Source organism: Pseudomonas sp. GW821-FHT02H06 (assembly GCF_059421525.1).
On sequence record NZ_JBWKVD010000016.1, the window covers coordinates 85,439 to 106,597 of the forward strand.

The following is a 21,159-nucleotide window of genomic DNA, read 5'->3' on the forward strand; positions in this document are numbered from 1 at the left end:
ACAGCGACAGCACAAGCAACAGCATCGGCAGCGAAGCCGGACTGCTTTTGGCTTGAAGCTTGTGGCTTGCCGCTTACAGCTGGGCGCGCACTCGGTAACCGGCCCATTACGTCAACACGCCAGCGCGCCCCCTTTACCCAAGCTTTACCCACGCCTGACCTCCCTTGACCTTGATCTCCCTAAACTGGCCTCAACCGGCACAGAGCCGAAATCGAGACAAGGAGATTCACCATGCGCAAGACTTTGATGGCTTTGATGTTCGCCGCAGCCCTCCCTACCGTTGCAATGGCCATGCCTCCGGAAGGCGGCCCGATGGGTGGCCCTGGTGGTCCAGGCTTTGATGGGCCTGGCATGCATCACCGCAAAGGTCCTCTGGAACAGCTGAACCTGACCCCGGATCAACGTCAGCAAGTCGACAGGTTGATGGGCGCTCAATGGCACGGCCGCAACGAGATCACCCAGAAGTACCTGGCCAAGCTGTCGGCTGCCGACCAGAAAGCGATGAAGGATGAACAGGAAGCTGCCCGGGCCAAAACCCAATCCGACATCCGTGCACTGCTAACACCGGAGCAACAAAAGACCTTCGACCAGATCCAGAAGGATGAAGCCCAGCGCCGTGCGGACCGCGCCGAGTTCGAAGCCTGGAAAGCGCAGAAAGCGCAAAAAACTCAGTAACCGGCTGCTGGCGCGGCATTACACTTCCCCCAACCCGACACGCTCCCCGGCGTGTCGGGTTTTCTATTTGACGAACCGGGTCGAGGGCAGCACGTGCGTTCATTGTTCTGGAGAATCCTGGCCAGCTTCTGGCTGGCGATCGCGTTGGTGGCGGGCCTGTCGATTCTGATGGGGCATGTGCTCAATCAGGACGCCTGGATCCTCAGTCGCCATCCTGGTCTGCACAACTTGCCGCAGAAGTGGGTCGAGCTGTACGAAGGCCAAGGCGAGAAATCTGCCCAGGACTATCTGCAAGACCTCAAGCGCAAATACCACATCGACGTTCAGGTGCTGAACGACAGCGGCGAAGCGGTGATCCCCGGCACCTTCCCGCCCCGCGCCGCGGCCTTTGAAGAGCGGCAGAATGACGACACACGCCCGCTGCCCTGGCGGCGCCTGACCACCGAATACACCAGTGAAAAAACCGGCGAAACCTACCTGCTGATTTACCGCATCCCTCATCCGGAGCTGGACGCGTGGCACCGCGACAGTCTGGTCTGGCCGCTGAGTGCGCTGGGTATCGCGCTGGTGGTGCTGACGTTGTTCAGCCTGATGGTGACGTTGTCGATCACCCGCCCGTTAAGCCGTTTGCGCGGCGCGGTGCATGACCTCGGCCAAACCACGTATCAGCAGAACAGCCTGGCGCAACTGGCCAACCGTCGCGATGAATTCGGTGTGCTGGCCAATGACTTCAACCGCATGGGCGCCCGCCTGCAAAGTCAGATCAGCAGCCAGCGCCAGCTGCTGCGCGACGTTTCCCATGAGTTGCGCTCTCCTTTGGCCCGGCTGCGGATCGCCCTGGCCCTGGCCGAACGCGCCGAGCCGGTGGAGCGCGACAAGCTGTGGCCGCGCCTGACCCGTGAGTGCGACCGCCTGGAAGAGTTGATCAGTGAAATTCTGGCACTGGCGCGACTGGATGCCGACATGGGCAGCGCCACGGCGGTGGATGTGTCAGGGCTGCTGCATCATTTGCAGGCTGAGACGGAAATGGGCGGCGGCGAGCAAACGGTTTCGGTGTCGGTGGAACCTGGCGTGCAGTTGCAGGGCTGGCCGAGCGTGCTGGAACGGGCACTGGACAATCTGCTGCGCAACGCGCTGCGTTTCAATCCGGAGGGGCAACCGATCGAGTTGAGTGCGAGCACTGCGGGGGATGAGTTGCGTCTCAGCGTGCGGGATCACGGGCCCGGTGCCAATCCGGAGCATCTGGCGCAGCTGGGCGAGCCGTTCTATCGCGCGCCAAACCAGACCGCACCGGGTTACGGTCTGGGTCTGGCGATTGCCAAACGCGCCGCCGAGAAGCACGGCGGGACGCTGGTGCTGGGCAATCACCCGCAGGGCGGATTCGTGGCCAGCATCGTGGTGCCCCGCCAGTTGACCGCTCTGCACGGCTGATTCACCGGTCGCAGCCACTCCCGCTGAATGGGTGCGGTACCCAGTAGGACTGGCTTCAGCCGGGAAGAGGCCGGTATGCACACCCTCAGTTTTGCGGCGTAACGCCTGATGCCTTCCCGGCTAAAGCCGGTCCCACTAACCCTCCCACGCGCTGACAAACTCGGCCACGTCCGGCTTTGCCGGTTCGCGGGGCGGGTTTTGCGGGGTGCCCAGGTAAAGAAAACCGACGACTTCTTCGTCTGCTGTCAGCCCCAGCCCTTCGGCGACATGGCGGGAGTAGGACAAATCCCCCGAGCGCCAGACCGCGCCAATGCCCATCGCATAAGCGGCCAGGAGGATGCCATGGGCAGCGCACCCTGCGGTGATCACTTGTTCCTTTTTCGGCACTTTGAAGTGGTCAGTCAACTTGGCGATGACCACGACCACCAAGGGCGCGCGCAACGGCCCGTTTCTAGCCTTTTCCAGCGCTTTGGCGTCGACCTCGCCGCCTTTGTCGATCAATGCCTGGGCCAGCAAGTCTCCCATGCGGTTACGTGCGTCGCCTTCGACGGTCAGAAAGCGATAGGGCCGCAACACACCGTGGTCCGGCGCGCGCAGGGCGGCGCCAAAGAGGATCTCGCGTTGCTCGGCGTTTGGAGCGGGTTCGATCAAGCGGGGCACGGACACGCGATTAAGCAATACGTCGAGCGCTTCCATTAAGTCGTCTCCAGGAAAAATGACGGGCCATTGTAGTGCCCTGGGTGCAGTCTTGAACTTCAATAACGATTAACCAGGGCATTTACTTACAACACTCTCGGAAATGCCTCGGTTTACACGAACGGGCCCGCGAGTAGAATGGCCGCCCTCTCACTACCTGATCAGAGCGACTGCATGGCGTTGCCGACCCTCCGCATCATCGGTTTCATTATCGGCATCTTCCTGATTACCCTGGCCATCGCCATGGTCGTGCCGATGGTCACCCTGATGATCTTCCACCGCACCGCCGACATGCCGTCGTTTCTGTGGTCGAGCCTGATCACTTTCGTGTCCGGGCTGGCGCTGGTGGGTCAGGGCCGGCCGGAACACGTACACCTGCGCCCGCGGGACATGTACCTGCTGACGGTCAGCAGTTGGGTCATCGTCTGCGTCTTCGCGGCGCTGCCGTTTCTGCTCACGCAACACATCAGCTACACCGACTCCTTCTTCGAAAGCATGTCCGGCATCACCGCGACCGGCTCCACGGTGCTCAGCGGGCTGGACACCATGTCCCCCGGCATCCTGATCTGGCGTTCGTTGCTGCACTGGCTCGGCGGCATCGGCTTCATCGGTATGGCGGTGGCGATTCTTCCGCTGTTGCGCATCGGCGGCATGCGCCTGTTCCAGACCGAGTCGTCGGACCGTTCCGAAAAAGTCATGCCGCGTTCCCACATGGTCGCCAAGTTCATCGTCCTGGTTTACCTCGGCATCACCGTGCTGGGCACGCTGGCATTCTGGTGGGCGGGCATGAGCCTGTTCGACGCGATCAACCACGCGATGTCGGCGATTTCGACCGGCGGTTTCTCCACCTCGGATCAGTCCCTGGCGAAATGGCCACAACCGGCCGTGCACTGGGTGGCGATCGTGGTGATGATCCTCGGCGCCCTGCCGTTCACCCTGTATGTCGCGACGCTGCGGGGCAATCGCGGAGCGCTGCTCAAGGATCAGCAGGTGCAGGGCTTCCTCGTCCTGCTGCTGGTGACGTGGCTGGTGATGGGCGCCTGGTATTGGGCGACGACCGATCTGCCGTGGTATGACGCGTTGCGCCATGTGGCGCTGAACGTGACCTCGGTGGTGACGACCACCGGCTTCGCGCTGGGGGATTACAGCCTGTGGGGCAACTTCGCCCTGATGCTGTTTTTCTATCTGGGGTTCATCGGCGGGTGTTCAGGGTCAACGGCCGGCGGCGTGAAGGTCTTCCGCTTTCAGGTCGCTTACATCCTGCTGCGCGCCAATCTGCACCAGTTGATTCACCCACGCGCCGTGATCAAGCAGAAGTACAACGGTCACCGGCTGGACGACGAAATCGTGCGCTCGATCCTGACCTTCTCATTTTTTTTCACCTTCACCATCTGCCTGATCGCGCTGATGCTGTCGCTGCTGGGGCTGGACTGGATGACCGCGCTGACCGGCGCCGCCAGCACCGTCTCAGGCGTAGGGCCAGGGCTGGGTGAAACCATCGGCCCGGCGGGCAATTTCTCGACGCTGCCGGATGCCGCCAAGTGGATTCTCTCATTGGGGATGCTGCTCGGTCGGCTGGAAATCATCACGGTGCTGGTGCTGTGCATCCCGGCGTTCTGGCGGCACTAGAACACTGCGGGCCGGGCCATGTCATTCGCGAAGCCCTTAGAAATTTCGCGGCGAGCGGCGGGGGCTGAACTAAGCTCAGCCAATACCCTGCCTCGGAGCACAGTTTTGTGGAAACAATGAAGCGTTTCGACCGATTCGCAGACTTCTATCCGTACTACCTGCAGGAACACCGCGACAGCACCTGCCGCCGTTTGCATTTCATCGGCACAAGTCTGGTTATCCTGATCCTGGCATTCGCCGTGCTCAACGCTAGCTGGACGTTGTTGTGGGTCTTGCCGCTGGCGGGCTACACCTTCGCCTGGGTCGGCCATTTCTTTTTCGAGAAAAACCGCCCGGCTACGTTCAAGCATCCGTTCTACAGCCTGCTCGGCGATTTCGTGATGTACAAGGACATGCTCAGGGGCAAAGTGCCGTTTTGATCGGCACTCCCTCGGCATCACTTATGACGCCTTGCTGCCGCCCCTATTGAGCTACAAAGCGGCTGGCGCTCAGACCGTTTCGCCCACTGGTTCCGGCGCTTGCGGGCTTTTGGCTTTGACGTGTGCATCGGCCAGCCGGAACAGCTCGATCGTGCCATCCCAATGTTCGATCAAGGCCGTGCAGGACTCCACCCAGTCGCCGCAGTTGAGGTATTCCACGCCGCCCACCTGACGGATCTCGGCGTGGTGAATATGTCCGCACACCACCCCGTCCAGCCCGCGCTTGACGCACTCATGGGCGATGGCTTCCTCGAAGTCGCTGATGAAGCTCACGGCCGTCTTGACCTTGTGCTTCAAGTACGCCGACAGCGACCAATAGCCGTAACCGTATTTGGCGCGCCAGTGGTTGAGCCAGCGATTGAGGGTCAGGGTGAATTCGTAGGCCGAATCGCCAAGGAAGGCGAGCCAGCGATGGTAGCGGGTAATGACGTCGAACTGGTCACCGTGGATCACCAGCAGCCGACGACCATCGGCGGTCAGGTGCACGGCTTCATCGACCAGCTGGATATTGCCCAGAATGAGTTTCGAGTAGCGGCGCAGGAATTCATCGTGGTTGCCGGTGACGTAGATGACTTCCGTACCACGCTTGCTCATGGTCAGCAGGCGGCGGATGACATTGGTGTGGGCCTGCGGCCAGTACATGCCGCCGCGCATCTTCCAGCCGTCGATGATGTCACCGACCAGGTACACCTTGTCGGCATGGTATTGCTTGAGAAATCCGGAGAGGTGTTCGGCCTGGCAGTCACGGGTTCCCAGGTGCACATCGGAGATCCACAAGGTCCGGACACGTTGCTTACGGCTGGGTTTCACGTTCTCGGCAATGCTCATGGACCACCTCCACTTGGGTTTTCCCAAGCGTGGACGTGGTCGGTGATATGAACATGACGACCGTGTTTAGCTTTGATGACACGGCCTACCGATTAACACTTTGCGACAGCCGATGCGCATTCAGGTGTCGAGGCCGGCGTGACGATCGTTGTGCCCCAGGTCCCGGGCCGGATCAATCTGGTCGCGCACCCGCTGCTTGAGTACCTTGGCCTCGGGAAACCCGCCGTCGGACTTGCGCTCCCAGATCTGCACATCATCGCAGGTGATGCGGAACACACCGCCGGTGCCCGGGATCAGCGACACCTTGCCGAGGTCATCGGTGAAGGTGCTCAACAACTCCTGAGCCAGCCAGGCGGCACGCAACAGCCATTGGCATTGCGTGCAGTAGGTGATGGTGATTTCAGGCTTGGCGGACATCGGTCAGCCCAACCCTGCCAGCAGATCACGGGCCGTTTGCTGAGGTCCGTCGTCAGAGCCGTCGATCACTTCCTGCAACAGCCGGCGGGCTCCGTCGATGTTGCCTTCATCAATCAGAACCTGCGCCTCATTGATCTTGCTGAGCGGCTCTTCGTCCAGGCTCAGCAAGTCAAAGCCGCCCTCCTCGATCATGAAGCTGTCGAGAAAAGCGTCGTCCAGCAAATCGCTGTTGCTCTGCACGACGGCTGCCGGACCCGGTTCGAACTGGACGTCCATTTCCGGCGGCGTTTCCTCTTCGGCAAAATCGCTGAGGAACTGCTCTTCCGGCATCTCGAAAACCTCAGGCAGTTGCGTCAGGTCGGACGAGAACGACGTGTCCAGTTCAGGTTCGGCCTCGGGCGCCGGCGCGGGCTTGCGGGGAGCGGGCTTGCTGTCGAACGGATCAACCAGATCCCAGTCGGCGTCCATGGAGAGATCGTCGAGGTTGAGCTGGAAATCGTCGGCAGGGTCAACCGGGTTCAGCGATGCGGCCGTATTTTCGTCCAGCTGGGCGGGCTCTGTCAGGCTGAGCTCTGGGTGGTCGTCTGATGCTTGACTGGCCGAGGCTGTTTGACTGGCCAGCACCGCGGCTGCACCCAGCGCCGCCGCAGGCGCTGCCGCCGAGGTCATGGGAGGCGAGGCGACTGGCGCGGACGGCGGTTCGGGAGCAACGGGCTCGGGCTTCAGTTTCGGATAGCGGCTGCGGATGTCCTGGAGCTTCTGCCCATCGACGCCCTGGCTCAGCAGGACTCGTTCTTCCTCGTCATACGCATCCACGTCGCCCTGCTCGCCGAGCAGTTCGAGGATGCGCAGGCGGACATCGGTACGCTCGGGCTGCTTGTCCAGCGCATCGCGCAGAATGGCCAGCGCTTCGGCGAAACGACCGTAGGCGATGTAGATGCTCGCACCATCCAGCGCGTCGGTGGCGGCACCGGCCAGGCGCTGGCCGGCAGGCGCTGCCGAGGCTGGACGCGCCGCAGTAACAGCCGGCACTTCGAAGACCGGCGTGACCGTCGCGGCAGGCCTGACCACTGGCTCGACAGGCACGGGCTCAAGAGCCAGCTGATTTTTGAGCCGGTTGCGGCGCACCGACCAGGCCAGCGCAAGCAGCAGCAATATCACCAGCAACGCTGCCAGAATCGACGTCCAGGGGAAGTCATCGTACTCGGCGGCAACCGGCACCGGCGTCGGCGCTGGTGCGGGAGTGGCTATCGGAGCTGGCGCTGTAGCGGGAGTCGCAGTCGTCACCGCCCCTGCCGTCGGAGCAGCGGGCGCAGGTTTGGCCGACTGCGCCTTGAGTTCGGCGAGCTGGGTCTGCAGTTCGATGATCTGCTTGTCCTTGTCGGCCTCTTCGACGGTGGACGTCTGGACTTGCTGTTTGAGGTCGTCCAGCGTTTTGTTCAATTGCTGGTTTTCCAGTGCCGTCGCCGACAACTGATCGACCGCGTTCTGGTTCGCCGGGGTAGACGTCGAGGTGGAAGCTGCTGCCGAGGGGTTGCTGCCTGCAGCGGCGGGCGCACTGGCGGTCTTCGGTTCAACGGCGTTGTCCGGCAGCAAAAGGCTCTGACCGACCTTTAACTGGCTGCGCTCGCCATTGGGAAACGCTTGCGGATTGAGCGCCACCACACCTTTTATCAACTCGGCAGAAGAGGTCTTGCTGCCCGGCGCCTGTACCTGACGGGCAATACCCGCCAGGGTGTCGCCGGACACAACCGTGTAATGCTTGCCTTGTCGAGCCTGGGGCGGCGCAACCGGCAGACGCGACTCATCATTCTTCGCGCTGGCCGCCGGCGATTGAGTACGGCTGCGCGTCGCGGCGAGTCCCGTGGGCGATGTCGGCGGGTCGAGCAACACGGTGTATTCATGCAGCTGGTCGCCGTTAGGCCGTACCAGCCTGACGAGGAAATTCAAATAAGGCTCGGTGACTGCCTTGTGCGATTCGATGTGAATCACACTGCGGTTGCCACGGATCACCGGGGTGAAACGCAGGTCGTTGAGAAAGAACACGCGTTCAACGCCAGCCTTGGTGAAGGCCTCGGGCGGCGCGAGCCCAACGACGATTTCCTCGGGACTCAGCCCACCCGCTTCGATCAATTCGATATCGGCATTGAAGGGTTGCCCGAGGGCGGAATGCAGGCTGATCTCGCCCAGCCCCAGCGCAGCCGCCACGGAGCTGTGCAGCAACGCGGCCGAAGCAAGACCGATGGCGAGCAAACCCGAACGAAGACCTGACTGAACGCGAAGGGGCGCATCTCCTTCGCGACGACTACCGGCCTGAAAACTCTTCCGCATGCGAACCCTTTTGAAGACGAGGCAGGCTTCCCTGCACATTCGGTACGCCCGGACACGTCATCCGGGCATCATCAGTATGGGTGCAAATAGAACAGGATGTTTCGCCCGCATCAATGTATTTGTCGCGGGCGTTCGCGCGGTTTTCAGGATTTTTCGAGATTGGCGAGGATTTTCGAATGAACGCGCATGCACATGAGCAGTTCTTCTTCATCGATGCCGGCAAACAACTCGTGGCGCAACGCAGTGGCGATGGTTTCAATTTTCTCGATCAACGGCCGCGCTGTGTCGCAGAGAACGATCTTCTTCGCCCGACGATCTTCGAGCACTGCCTGCCGCAGAACCAGCCCCTGATTTTCCAGACTGTCCAGCAACCGTGCCAGGGTCGGCCCTTCAACGCCCACGCTCTGGGCCAGTTCACGCTGGGTCGGCGGCGTTTTGAAACGGGCCAGATGCAGTAAAACCAGCCAGCGCGCCTGGGACAATCCCAGGTCAGCCAGCCGGCGATCCAGCTCGGCACGCCAGCCCCGGGACATATGGGCTAGCTGCATGCCAAAGCGGTGTTCTTCGGTTAACGGCATAGGTAACTCGATGGTTAAAGGCGATTCCTAATTAATAGGCAGCTAACCATGGAGCCCGGCATGAGGCAAGCGCCTGGACGCGGTGATTCGTCGCACAGGCCGGGATGCGGCGGGTATGCCTTTGAAGTGCCTTGAACTGCTTGAACGTTTGCAGCCGGCCGCGGTGGGAGCCGGGTTAAACCTCGAATTCCGACTGCAACGCCGCGCGCACGCAATACAGCACCCCTTCGGGAACACGGCCGGTGAACAGCTCGGCAATGGCGGCAACGGGGGGCAGTTCGCCTTCGCCGTCGAGGAACGCGTCCTGAATCTCGGTCATCAGGTCCTCGGGCAGGTCCAGCGCCTGATCCAGCGAAAGCTGCTGTTTGCCGATCGCTTCGGCGAGCATCGTATAGACGTTCTTCTCCGAGCACTGCAGTTGCCCGGCGATCTGCATCGGCGTCATGCCCGCGCGAGCGAGGCTGATGAGTTCATGCCGCACACCGGCGACCACACGCGGCGCGGGTGCAGCACCGCCAAGCACTTCGAGGAAGGCCTCGCCGTAACGCTCCAGCTTGCGCGCGCCCACCCCGCTGACCCGGCCCATTTCGGCCATGGTGCCCGGCTGGCTGCGAAGCATTTCCAGCAAGGTTGAATCCGGGAAGATGACATACGGCGGCACGCCATGTTCTTCCGCCAGTTTGCGCCGCAACGTACGCAGCGCTTCCCACTGTTCGCGCTCTTCGCCGCGCACCAGCTGGCTCGCCGGGCTGCCGGAAGCTGTCGCGGTGGTCTGCGGTTTCAGGTCACGGCGTAACTGCAAGGTGACTTCACCACGCAACAGCGGTCGGCATGTGTCGCTCAGGCGCAGGCCGCCGTAGCCTTCCAGATCGATGTCCGCCAGACCGCGCGCCACCAGCTGTCGGAATAATGAACGCCACTCGCCTTCGCTGCGGCTTTTGCCGACACCGAACACCGCCAGCTTCTGATGACCGAAGCTCTGGACCTTGTCGTTTTCCTTGCCCAGCAAGACATCGACCAGATGGCCCACACCGTAGCGCTGGCCGGTTCGGTAGATCGCTGACAGCGCCTGTCGCGCGGGTTCGGTGGCGTCCCAGGTCTGCACACCATCGACGCAGTTGTCACAATGCCCACAGGGGTTGGGCATGATTTCGTCGAAGTAGGCGAGCAGCGACTGACGCCGGCAGCGTGTTTCTTCACACAGCGCCAGCATCGCGTCGAGCTTGTGCTGCTCGACGCGCTTGTGGCGCTCGTCGCCTTCGGAGTTCTGCAGCATCTGCTTGAGCATCAGGACGTCTTGCAGACCGTATGCCATCCACGCATCGGCCGGCAGACCGTCGCGCCCTGCCCGGCCCGTCTCCTGGTAGTAGGCTTCCAGCGATTTGGGCAGATCCATGTGCGCCACGAACCGCACGTTGGGTTTGTCGATGCCCATGCCGAATGCAATCGTGGCAACCATGATCAGCCCTTCCTCATTGAGGAAGCGCCGTTGATTGCCGGAGCGGGTCTCGATGGGCAAGCCGGCGTGGTAGGGCAGCGCCGGATAGCCGTTGTCGCTGAGGAACGCCGCGGTCTCTTCGACCTTTTTGCGCGACAGGCAATAAACAATGCCGGCGTCGCTGCGCCGCTCGGACAGAAACGCCAGCAACTGCTTGCGCGGCTGTTCCTTGGGCACGATGCGGTAAAAAATATTCGGGCGATCGAAACTCGACAGGAAGCGCTCGGCGTTCTGCAGGTGCAGACGCTCGACGATCTCTTCGCGGGTGCGCTTGTCGGCCGTGGCGGTCAGGGCAATGCGCGGCACGTCCGGGAACAGCTCGGCCAGTTGCCCCAGCTGCAGGTATTCCGGACGGAAATCATGCCCCCACTGCGACACGCAGTGGGCTTCGTCGATGGCGAACAGGGCGATTTTGAGGTTCTGCAGAAACGACAGCATGCGCGGCTGGACCAGACGCTCCGGCGCCAGGTACAGCATCTTGATTTCGCCCAGGCGAATGCGGTTGGCGAGGTCGCGCTGTTGTTCGGCGCTGAGCGTGGAATTCAGCGCGGCGGCTGAAACACCGAGTTCTTCCAGCGTCGCCACCTGATCGTCCATCAACGCAATGAGCGGCGAAACCACCACCGCGAGGCCGTCGCGCAACAGGCCCGGCACCTGGAAACACAGGGATTTGCCGCCCCCGGTGGGCATCAGCACCAATGCATCACCGCCACTGGCCACGCGCTCGATAATGGCACCCTGGCGACCACGGAAGCTGTCGTAGCCGAAGATGTCTTTAAGTACGCGTTGAGCCTGGTCGAGCATAAGTACCCCGGATGGTGCCGCAACAGCGGTCGAGAATCGCTGTGGAAATCGCAAAGCGCGGCAGTATACCGGAGCGCTCCGACAGATTGGACAGCGGTGACACCGGCGGTCGAAATTAACCGGAATACCGATTCCAGTGGCCTCGCCGCTGGCGCCGGGCGCCCTCAGGGCCTAGAATTCAGCATCGTTTATTCCCAAGGTAGTCTGTCAATGTCCTTCGCTGAGCAATTACACCGCCTGCAAGCCTTCCTCGATGCCGATGAGCTGCATGACGAAGCGCTGGACTACGTAGCCGCCCACGGCTATCTGACCGCGCTGTCCATTTGCGCCGAAACCGTGCCGGATCGCGAGTGGATCGACGCACTGTTCGCCGAGCCCCCGCACTACGCTGACAAAGCGCAGCACGAGGAAATCGAAGCCACCCTGATCCAGCTCAAGGCGCACATCGCTCGTCAGCTGGCGTCGGACGAAGAGTTCGAATTGCCGTGCGATCTCGACCTGGGCGATGACCCCGACGACTCCGAGCTGCGTGGCTGGTGCATCGGTTTCATGGAAGGCGTGTTCCTGCGCGAATCCGCCTGGTTCGAGAACGACGAAGAGGAAGTCAGCGAGATGCTGTTGCCGATCATGGTCGGTTCCGGTCTCTTCGATGAACAGCCAGAGTTCGCCGACATCGCCGCCGATGCCAACCTGATGGACGACATGATCGTGCAGATCCCGGAAGCGCTGACCGCGCTGTATCTGCTGCTTCAAGCCCCGGATGAAAAGCCGGCGATCCTCAAGCCGCGCCACCACTAAGCTCGACAATAACGTCCCACCGTTACCGATTGAGAAGCGTACGAGCCGACTCCGGCTCGTACGTCCCCCTCCCTGCTACTTGTGCTTTTTGTCACTCTTCTTGAATGCCGCCTCGATCGCTTCGTTGATCGTGCGCAGTACCTTTACCCGTGCCCAGCGTTTGTCGTTAGCCTCCACCAGCGTCCACGGGGCGATTTCAGTGCTGGTGCGGTCCACCATATCGCCCACCGCCTCGCGGTAAAGCGGCCACTTGCTGCGGTTACGCCAGTCATCCTCGGTGATCTTGTGGCGCTTGAACGGCACTTTCTCCCGCGCCTGAAAACGCTCCAGCTGGGTTTTGTCGTCGATCGCCAGCCAGAACTTCACCACCACCACGCCGAAATCCGTGAGCTGCTCTTCGAAGTCGTTGATCTCGCTGTAAGCCCTCAACCAGTCCGCCTCGGAGCAGAAGCCTTCGACTCGCTCGACCAGCACGCGCCCGTACCATGACCGATCGAACACGGTGAATTTCCCCCGCGCCGGAATCTGCCGCCAGAACCGCCACAGATAAGGCTGAGCCAGCTCGTCCTGACTGGGCGCGGCGATTGGCACGATGTGGTATTGCCTCGGATCGAGGGCTCCGGCGACACGTTTGATCGCGCCGCCCTTGCCCGCTGCATCGTTGCCCTCGAACACCGCCACCAATGAGTGACGGCGCATGCGTTTGTCGCGCATGAGCCCCGAAAGCCGCGCCTGCTCGGTGATCAGCTGCTCGTCGTAGTCGTCTTTTTCCAGCGCCAGGGTCATGTCGAGGTTGTCGAGCAGGCTCAGCTCGTTGCTGTTGTTGGGCAAAGGGCCGAGTCCGACTAGATGGGTCGCCCCTTCAGGCGTCTTCAGAGCATTTTGCAAACCCTCGAGCAGCAAGCGGCCAACGGTGAGACTGCGGTAGTTCGGGTCGACGCCTTCGATGACGTGCCAGGGCGCGTAGTCGCGACTGGTTCGGCGCAGCACGCGCTCGCCAAAACGCACAAAGCGGTCATAGGTCTTCGATTGCTGCCAGTCCAGCGGGCTGATCCGCCAGCTGTGCAGGGGATCATCCTTGAGGGTTTTGAGGCGCAGCTTCATCTGCCGCTTGGACAGGTGAAACCAGAATTTGAAGATCACCGCGCCTTCGTCGACCAGCATCTTTTCCAGTCGCTCGGCGCCGTTGATGGCCTGATCCAGCACGGGGTCCTTGAAGCGCTTGTGCACCCGGCCCTGGATCATCTGGCTGTACCAGTTTCCGAAAAATACGCCGATGCGGCCTTTCGGCGGCAACTGGCGCCAGTAACGCCAGACCGGCGGATGGGCCAGCTCTTCATCGGTTTGCTGATCGAAAGTGCGCACTTCGATGTAGCGCGGGTCCATCCAGTCGTTGAGCAGCTTGACGGTCTCGCCCTTGCCTGCGCCCTCGATGCCATTGATCAGCACGATAATCTGGCGCTTGCCTTGCTCATGCAGTTCGTACTGAGCTTCCAGCAGCGCCTCGCGCAGCGCCGGGACTTCAGCGTCGTAGGTTTCGTCGTCGATGGTGTGGCCGATTTCAGCGGATTCGAACATTCAAGGCTCCCTTCAGGATCGGTCAAGACTAGCAGGCGGCGGGCAGCGCCGATGCAGGTTATGACCGCCAACCGCTGCGATGGATCACTGCAGCGGGAAACATTCGGTTGCAGGTGTAACGAGGCGGCACCGTGGGAGTGCCACCTTGTTCAGCAAATTACCAGCCCGCGCGGTACAGATCGGTCAACTGCGTGAGCATCAGCGCCTCGGCCGCATCGCGTTCGGCGATGAGGGCCAGGCCCTGTCGGTGGTACTCGTCAGGATCGGTTGGCGGATGCTCTTCCAGGGCGGCCATGCGTGCGCGCACTGATTCAGTGGCCAAAGCCAGCGCGGGCGCATGCTCGGAGCGCAACCGCGCGTTCCACTGCTGGTCACCGACGGCAAAGTGCAGGAAAGCCGGGCCGCGTTCCGCTTCCAGCACCTGGCGACGAGCGTCCAGCAATGCCCCACGGTCGACCGCCGCCAGACGCGCCCAGACCATGCGGTAAGGCTGACCGGGCAGCCCGAGTTCATCCGCGAGCCCGACGCGGTAGGCCAGTCGCACCTCGGCATGATCCAGCGCCATCCCCAGGCTTTCGCGCCGGGCAATCTCCGCATCCGCAATCGCCTGCACTTCGTTGAGGCGAAAAAGCTGACGCAGGACACCCAGCAAGGCGTCCGTGCGTTGGCTTTCTGCAACGCCCCGCAGCGCACCATGGCTGTAAACCGCGACCTGGATGTCGCTGAAGATCAGGCGTGCCCCGTCCTGACAGGTCTGGTTGGCGCCGAACAAGCGGTCGTTGGCCATGACCTCGATCTGCCCGCGCAACCCGGCATCCTGCGCAGCTGTTTCCAGAACAGTGAGCACTTCACTGGCAAGCTCGGCATGGAACTGGCGGAAGTCCGGGGTTTCCCTCAAACGCTGCAACAACACCAGCAGATGAGGCGCATCGGCGGCCTGTTCGACCTGCGTCCACGCTGCCAGCAACCGCTGATTCAACACATCTTCCCCCGTGCGCAACCATACCTGCGCCGAGGGTCTGGCAGCACCCGCGCTCGGACCAGAGCGGTGACCATGAGACGCGGACTCGTCATCAGATGGCTCAGAGTCTGTGTCCATCGGCGCGCCTTCGACGTGGATCTCGCGGATGTCTTCGGGAAAGTCGTAATCGAGCTGATAGCGATGACCGTAGCCGGTGTCGTTGCGCCAGTAATCCTCAAGGTCCTGGCGGTTGAACGGGTTGTTGTAGGCGTAGATCACCGTGTGCTGGCCATCATCCCTTGAGTTTTCGATCACGTCGGAAGGGATGTCGGTGATCTGGTTGTCACTGATGTCCAGCTCGCCAAGGCCCAGCGAATCGGTCCATTCAGGCCACTGGGTAAGGCCGGTGTTGTTAATCCACAAGGTCGACAGGCTCAGGCGGCTGGTGTCGGTGAATTCACCCAACTGGCTGCCGGCCAGACTCAGGGAATTCAGCGCGGGGATGTCCATCAGTGTGTCCATGGCAGGCTGGCCCAGGGGCCATTGCATGTTCTCCAGCGAAAGGTGCTGCAGGGACTCAAACTGCGGTAACACACTCGGGAGCTCGGTGAAGCTTCCGCGCACGTTCAAGTGGGTCATGTTCGGAAAGTTCGCCAGAAACGCATTGGCAGCGTTGGTATCAAACTGCACGTTATTGAGCTCGATCTGTGTGATGTCCCCATAGAAACTTTGCAAGGGCGGCAATTCCGGCATTGTCAGGAACTCAAGCGTCAGCCAGCGCGTACCCCGTGGCGCATCAGCATGGCTGTAGCGCCAGGCCCGACCCAGCGCGTTGGCCACCCGACGCCGCGCCAGACGTTCACCGTCATTGAGCAGCACGCTGATATCGTCGGCTTCCGCCCAGGCGATCAGGCTCACGTGCAACTGGTCATAGGCCACAGCACGAGCGCGCGTCGCGTGCAGCAGTTGCTCCAGTGATCGCCCCCGCCGGGCCATGCCACGCACCTGCTCCGTCATCTCGAGACTCTCCGGGTAGAGCTGCGCCATTGCCTGGAGCAATTGCTGATGAACCGCGCTGTCAGCCACAGGCACACCGCGCCCGCTGAGTGGGTAGCCGATGCGCCCGTCAAGCAAACGCTGCGGCGGCCTGAACCCGGTCGGTAACGTCCATTGCCCCAACTGCTCCGCCGCCCACTCCGGCTGCGACCGGACCCAATTAAAAATGCGACGCTTGAAGGCCCGTGCGCCCGTTTCCGGGCTGTTGAACCCCATCGTCTGACGACTGCTCTCTGGCAGCGCACGCAAGATCGCGGCAAACAGGCTGACCCTTTTCTCCGACTCCTCGGTGCCCGCTACCTGAAAGCCTTTGTCGCCCTTGATCAACACACGGCATTGCGAGGCACTCTTGGCGCCAATGCTGTCCAGCAAAGGCCCGGTGGTGCTGCCCTCCCTCAGTTCGATGCGAAGGTCAGCGGGCCATCCCGGGAATGTTTCAAGGCTGCGCACCGTCAGGCGCTGGAGATCGGCGTTGGCCGTGCTGGGCGTCAGAAAGAAACCCTCCAGCGCTCGGTTCATGCGGGTCTGACGCAGATGCCCACGGACCTTTCCGGCCGCTTCGAGCGGAATGCGTTGAGTGTCCAGCATGGCCAGTTTCTGTTCGCTGGCGGTTTCAGCGATCAGCTCCTGGCCTGCCGCCAACGTGAGGGACGGGAAATCCCGTCTGAGCAGTACGATCAGCGGATCGCTCGACTGCTCGCTGGCGAGGTACGCCGCGTTGAAGGCGTCGGCTGAGTCTGCCGCCTGCTGACTCAGGCGAAAACGCTTGGCGGTATCGAGCAGCGCTGCGGGTGCAGATTGATTGGCGATGTGCAGTGCGGCCAGATGCTCTTCATCTACCCCGCTCACTGCCATTATTCGGCCGACGGTGTTGTCGTCGATGTCCGCGAGTTCCGGATGCAAACGACGCAAAGCCACGCTCACGTCGGTCAGGCGTAGGCCACCTGCAGCGTTTCGGGCGGGAACGCTACGTTTGATGAACGATGGTGGCTGCGACCCACCGGCCTCTGCCGCCATTGCGCCGGTCACGGCACCTGCGACACCCAGCGCCCCCATGAATGCCAGGTTTTCCGCGACATTGCCCAAGTGGTCCAGCGCTTCATCCATGTCGCCATGGCGCCACGCTTCAATGCCTTCGAATGTCTCGTCGAGCAATTGCGCCCCCGCGACAACCATCATGACTTCGCCCAGACCGGGAACGAACAGCGCGGCGATATTCAGTGCATCCAAGCCGTAGTTCAGCCAGTCAGCGAGGCGCTGGTCGCGGGTTTTCTGGTCCTCGTCGTCGGTGGGGACGGCGAGCACGCGAGCGTCATCCTTCAGTCGCAGCAGTTGATGAAGATAGAAAACATCACCCAGCGCGCCGCCCATATCGATGGCTTCCAGGTCGAGGAACGCATTCTGATCCACTTCCGAAACGCTGATCAGCTGTCGGTGAAAACCTTTGCCACGGGCGACGCTGTGCAGGACGTGGGGCGCCAGGCGCTCGTGCAAGCGTTTGAAGAAAGCGCCTTTGCTGCGCTCGGGAATGAAGCGATCGAAGTAGCGTTGATACGCCTCGGAGCGCAGTTTGGTCCGCAGCGCCTGTGTGAAATGTTCCAACGAGGGGTAGGACTGGATTGCGCCACTGGCTTCCCCAGGCAGGTACACCACGCAACGCGTCTGCTCGGTGGATTTGAATAACAGCGGGCCGCGCAATTTGTAGCCCAGCAGTTGCAGGGTGGACACCTGATGCGCGGGGCCGTAGGCGTCGAGCTGCAGCAGCCTCTGGTACTGCGCCTCATCAATAGAGCCCTTGAGGCGTGCGATGTGGGAGTCGACCCGCAAGGTCAGACGGGCGTGCTCGATAATGCGCGACTTGATGTCATTGCTGTCCAGACTCCCGGGGACGTCCGGCCTCGCGACGGGGTGCAACACATGATGCAAGTGCCGTTGATACTGGCCGCCCAGGTCAAGCCGGCGGCACAGTTCGATGAAGCGACCGGGACTAACCCTTGATGGATGAACGGCTTCCGGCCGCGCCGATGTGTCCGGCGTGCCGCCAATGATTGCCGAGGTGCTTTCACGATCAGCGTCCGTCGCTTCGACCGCTTCGAAATTTTGCAGGGCGGCGGCCAGCAGCGAACGTGTGCTGGAACCCTGAGGCGAAGCACGACCGGTCAGCCAGTCGCGCTGGAATCTGGCGTGGAAGAAGCGGTCGCGGTCGACATCGAGACCCGGACCGAATTCGGCGTCCAGGGCCTGGGTCAGCAACGGCCGCGCAAATGACGGCAGGTCCTGAATGCGCTGGAACACCTGCTTGAGGTTTTCCCGAGCGGCCTGCGCGAGGGTCATGTCCTGACGCAGGGCATCGCGCATTGCCGGGGTCGCCTGGATGAACCATTGCGGCAGCGTGTCCTGGATGAATGAAGTCGTAAGAGCCTGACTGGCGGTGTTCATGTGACGTCCTTGTTTCTGCGTGTGATCAAAGGCGCATAGATAAACAGGAACGCACCCTCAAAGTGGCATACATATGTAGTGCACGCCTCCCCGGACGCTGGAGTACCATCGCCACCTCGCCCGCCCCGAGCCGAACATGACCAGCACTGACCACACCCAGATCGCCGATGACCAGATTGCCCACGCCCAGATCGACTGGGACGAACACGGCAATCCGCATTCACGGGTGTTCGCCGACGTTTATTTCTCGACCGGATCGGGCCTGGATGAAACCCGCCATGTGTTCCTGACCCAGAACGAGCTGCCCGAGCGCTTTGCTGCGTTACCGGCGGGTGGTCGGCTGGTGATCGGCGAAACCGGGTTTGGTACTGGGTTGAATTTCCTGTGCGCCTGGCAGCTGTTCAATGCCAGCGCAGTGGCAGACGCCCGCCTGCATTTCGTCAGCGTCGAAAAATACCCGTTGACCCGTGCCGATCTGGAACGCGCGCTGAATTTGTGGCCCGAGCTCAAGGAGCAAGCGGATCAGTTGCTGGATCAATACGTGGCGGTGCATCAGGGCTTCCAGCGCTGGGTCTTCGAGGGCGGCCGCGTGACCCTGACCTTGCTGGTTGGCGATGCGCTGGACATGCTGCCGCAGCTGGACGGACAGATCGACGCCTGGTTTCTCGACGGTTTCGCCCCCGCGAAAAACCCGGAAATGTGGACGCCCGAACTCTTCGCAGAGCTGGCGCGGCTGGCGGCACCGGGCTCGACCATCGGCACCTTTACCAGCACGGGCTGGGTGCGCCGGGCATTGAACGCAGCCGGTTTCAAGATGAAGCGCGTGCCGGGGATCGGGCATAAGTGGGAAGTGCTCAAAGGCCGCTTCATCGGTTGGCCCGAAGATGTGCCAACGCCTCCGCGCGCCAAACCCTGGTTTGCCCGGCCGACGTCACCGGACGGCCCGCGCACGGCGTTGGTAATCGGCGCAGGCCTGGCCGGCTGCGCCACTGCGTCAAGTCTTGCAGCGCGCGGTTGGCACGTCAGTCTGCTGGAACGTCACGGGGATTTGGCGCAAGAAGCATCGGGCAATCCGCAAGGCGTGCTCTATCTGAAGCTGTCGGCCCACGGCACCCCGTTGTCGCAGCTGATCTTGAGCGGATTTGGTCACACCCGCCGTTTGCTGGAACGCCTGCAACGGGGCATCGACTGGGACGATTGCGGCGTGCTGCAGCTTGCCTTCGACGAGAAAGAGCAAGCGCGGCAGGCGCAACTGGCGGCGGCGTTCCCCGAGGATCTGCTGCATGTGCTGGACCGGGCTGACGCCGAGTCACGGGCGGGTGTGGTATTGAAGAGCGGCGGTTTGTTTTACCCCCAAGGTGGCTGGGTGCATCCGCCGGCGTTGTGTCGCGATCAGGCCAGCGCAAGCAACATCAAACTGCTGACCCACAATGACGTGATCGAGCTGCGGCGGGACGGGGCGCTGTGGCAGGCGTGGGATGGCGAGCGTCTGCTGGCTTCTGCTCCCGTCGTCGTGTTGGCGGGCGCAGCCGAAGTCAAACGCTTCCCGGCCAGCGCTGACCTGCCCCTCAAGCGTATTCGCGGGCAGATTACCCGACTGGCTGCAACCCCCGAAAGCCGCGCGTTGACGACTGTCGTGTGCGCCGAGGGTTACGTGGCGCCTGCGCGCGGCGGCGAACACACGCTGGGGGCAAGCTTCGCCTTCAACAGCGATGACCTGACGCCGAATACGGCCGAACATCTCGGCAATCTCGAACTGCTAAGGGAGATCTCCGAGGACCTGACCCAGCGGCTGAACGCCACCGCGCTGCCAGCGGAGGATCTGCAAGGTCGCGCCGCGTTTCGCTGCACCAGCCCGGATTACCTGCCCATCGTCGGGCCGCTGGCAGATCGGGCGGCGTTTCTTGAAACGTACGCCGTGCTGCGCAAGGATGCGCGCCAGACGCCGGATACCGAGTGCCCATGGCTCGCCGGGCTGTACGTCAACAGCGGTCACGGCTCTCGCGGTCTGATCACTGCGCCGCTGTCCGGCGAACTGATTGCCGCCTGGCTGGATGACGAACCTCTGCCGCTGCCGCGAAGCGTGGCCGAAGCCTGTCATCCCAACCGATTCGCGCTGCGCGGGCTGATTCGCGGGAAATAGAGAGGCCTGCGGTATCGGCTGTCCAGGCGCCCGTCGCCGCTATCCGACGCAACTTCTTGCTCCTGCCGAAGATCCACTGCTTCGCCAGCTACATCGGCTCCGGCCAAACCGTTATCCTCCAGCCCATCCCTCCATTCAGGTGCGTGTCGATGCTGCAAGTCCAGGGTGTGTTCAAAAGCTATGCCACGGCCCAGGGCCCATTGGCCGTTTTGCGTGGCGCGGACCTGCAACTGGATCAGGGCGGCAGTCTGGCGTTGATGGGCGAGTCCGGCAGCGGCAAGAGCACGCTTCTGCATCTGGTGGCCGGTCTGGACCACGTCGACAAGGGCAGCATCGAGGTCGCCGGGCAGCGTCTCGACCAGATGAACGAAGCGCAGTTGGCCAACTGGCGGCGTACGGAAATCGGCCTGGTGTTCCAGCAGTTCAACCTGATCGGCAGCCTGAAGGTCGAAGACAACCTGGCGTTCCAGGCGCGTCTGGCCGGGCGCTACCAGCCCGAATGGCAGACCGAACTCACCGAGCGGCTGGGTTTGGGCGCGCTGCTCAAGCGCTACCCCGAACAGCTTTCCGGCGGCCAGCAGCAGCGCGTTGCGATTGGCCGGGCTCTCGCGTCTCGCCCGGCCCTGCTGCTCGCTGACGAACCCACTGGCAACCTCGACGAAGCCACCAGCGATGAAGTGCTGCAACTGTTGCTGGACCTCCTCGGCGACAGCACGACCAGCCTGTTGATGGTGACCCACAGCCCGAGGGTGGCGGCACGATTGCAGCGTCAGGCCGTGCTGCATCTGGGTCGGCTGGTCAGCGAAGGCGAACGCTGA

15 protein-coding genes are annotated in these 21,159 nt (G+C 62.2%); 7 read left to right on the top strand and 8 right to left on the bottom strand.

Annotated elements, in window-relative coordinates; all coding sequences use genetic code 11:
• The first annotated feature begins 231 nt into the window (after window positions 1-231).
• Together AC07VF_RS21815 and AC07VF_RS21820 are read left to right on the top strand one after the other, a co-directional pair.
• A complete protein-coding gene (locus tag AC07VF_RS21815) occupies window positions 232-675 on the top strand; it encodes a Spy/CpxP family protein refolding chaperone (RefSeq protein ID WP_192170980.1) in 444 nt (147 codons plus the stop codon).
• A gap of 93 nt (window positions 676-768) precedes the next feature.
• A complete protein-coding gene (locus tag AC07VF_RS21820) occupies window positions 769-2,106 on the top strand; it encodes an ATP-binding protein (protein WP_192170979.1) in 1,338 nt (445 codons plus the stop codon).
• 135 nt (window positions 2,107-2,241) lie between these two features.
• Here AC07VF_RS21820 and AC07VF_RS21825 read toward each other — a convergent pair whose 3' ends face one another.
• Window positions 2,242-2,802, bottom strand: coding sequence for an NAD(P)H nitroreductase (locus AC07VF_RS21825; protein WP_192170978.1), 561 nt, complete (start codon window positions 2,800-2,802; stop codon window positions 2,242-2,244).
• Between the two features lie 174 nt (window positions 2,803-2,976).
• On the opposite strand from AC07VF_RS21825, the gene AC07VF_RS21830 reads away from it, so the two are divergent.
• Both AC07VF_RS21830 and AC07VF_RS21835 read left to right on the top strand, forming a co-directional pair.
• Window positions 2,977-4,431 (top strand): TrkH family potassium uptake protein, encoded by a 1,455-nt coding sequence (locus AC07VF_RS21830; protein WP_282371117.1) that lies wholly within the window; start codon window positions 2,977-2,979, stop codon window positions 4,429-4,431.
• Window positions 4,432-4,538: 107 nt separating this feature from the next.
• Window positions 4,539-4,850: an Mpo1-like protein gene (locus AC07VF_RS21835; protein ID WP_423572691.1), complete on the top strand. Its 312-nt coding sequence runs from the start codon at window positions 4,539-4,541 to the stop codon at window positions 4,848-4,850.
• A 69-nt stretch (window positions 4,851-4,919) separates the two neighbouring features.
• Here the strand turns inward: AC07VF_RS21835 and AC07VF_RS21840 are convergent, their stop codons facing one another.
• The 5 genes from AC07VF_RS21840 to recQ all read right to left on the bottom strand — a co-directional run bounded on the left by AC07VF_RS21840 (window position 4,920) and on the right by recQ (window position 11,366).
• A complete protein-coding gene (locus tag AC07VF_RS21840) occupies window positions 4,920-5,738 on the bottom strand; it encodes a UDP-2,3-diacylglucosamine diphosphatase (protein WP_192170976.1) in 819 nt (272 codons plus the stop codon).
• Between the two features lie 120 nt (window positions 5,739-5,858).
• Complete coding sequence (locus AC07VF_RS21845; RefSeq protein ID WP_495010073.1) at window positions 5,859-6,155, bottom strand: Rdx family protein; 297 nt, start codon at window positions 6,153-6,155, stop codon at window positions 5,859-5,861.
• A gap of 3 nt (window positions 6,156-6,158) precedes the next feature.
• Window positions 6,159-8,486, bottom strand: coding sequence for a FimV/HubP family polar landmark protein (locus tag AC07VF_RS21850; protein WP_495010072.1), 2,328 nt, complete (start codon window positions 8,484-8,486; stop codon window positions 6,159-6,161).
• A 143-nt stretch (window positions 8,487-8,629) separates the two neighbouring features.
• Complete coding sequence (locus AC07VF_RS21855; protein ID WP_065986915.1) at window positions 8,630-9,064, bottom strand: MarR family transcriptional regulator; 435 nt, start codon at window positions 9,062-9,064, stop codon at window positions 8,630-8,632.
• 175 nt (window positions 9,065-9,239) lie between these two features.
• Entirely contained in the window at window positions 9,240-11,366 is a 2,127-nt protein-coding gene (gene recQ, locus AC07VF_RS21860; RefSeq protein WP_495010071.1) for a DNA helicase RecQ, read from the bottom strand.
• Window positions 11,367-11,576: 210 nt separating this feature from the next.
• Between recQ and AC07VF_RS21865 the strand changes: the two genes are divergently transcribed.
• Complete coding sequence (locus tag AC07VF_RS21865; RefSeq protein WP_192170973.1) at window positions 11,577-12,164, top strand: UPF0149 family protein; 588 nt, start codon at window positions 11,577-11,579, stop codon at window positions 12,162-12,164.
• A gap of 75 nt (window positions 12,165-12,239) precedes the next feature.
• Here the strand turns inward: AC07VF_RS21865 and pap are convergent, their stop codons facing one another.
• Both pap and AC07VF_RS21875 read right to left on the bottom strand, forming a co-directional pair.
• Window positions 12,240-13,742, bottom strand: a complete 1,503-nt coding sequence (gene pap / locus AC07VF_RS21870) for a polyphosphate:AMP phosphotransferase (protein WP_192170972.1) — start codon at window positions 13,740-13,742, stop codon at window positions 12,240-12,242.
• A gap of 157 nt (window positions 13,743-13,899) precedes the next feature.
• Window positions 13,900-18,198: a dermonecrotic toxin domain-containing protein gene (locus AC07VF_RS21875; protein ID WP_495010070.1), complete on the bottom strand. Its 4,299-nt coding sequence runs from the start codon at window positions 18,196-18,198 to the stop codon at window positions 13,900-13,902.
• A gap of 136 nt (window positions 18,199-18,334) precedes the next feature.
• Here AC07VF_RS21875 and mnmC point away from each other — a divergent pair, with 136 nt between their 5' ends.
• Together mnmC and AC07VF_RS21885 are read left to right on the top strand one after the other, a co-directional pair.
• On the top strand, window positions 18,335-20,341 hold the full coding sequence (mnmC, locus tag AC07VF_RS21880) for a bifunctional tRNA (5-methylaminomethyl-2-thiouridine)(34)-methyltransferase MnmC2/FAD-dependent 5-carboxymethylaminomethyl-2-thiouridine(34) oxidoreductase MnmC1 (protein WP_495010069.1): 2,007 nt from the start codon (window positions 18,335-18,337) through the stop codon (window positions 20,339-20,341).
• A 149-nt stretch (window positions 20,342-20,490) separates the two neighbouring features.
• Window positions 20,491-21,159 (top strand): ABC transporter ATP-binding protein, encoded by a 669-nt coding sequence (locus tag AC07VF_RS21885; protein ID WP_346625448.1) that lies wholly within the window; start codon window positions 20,491-20,493, stop codon window positions 21,157-21,159.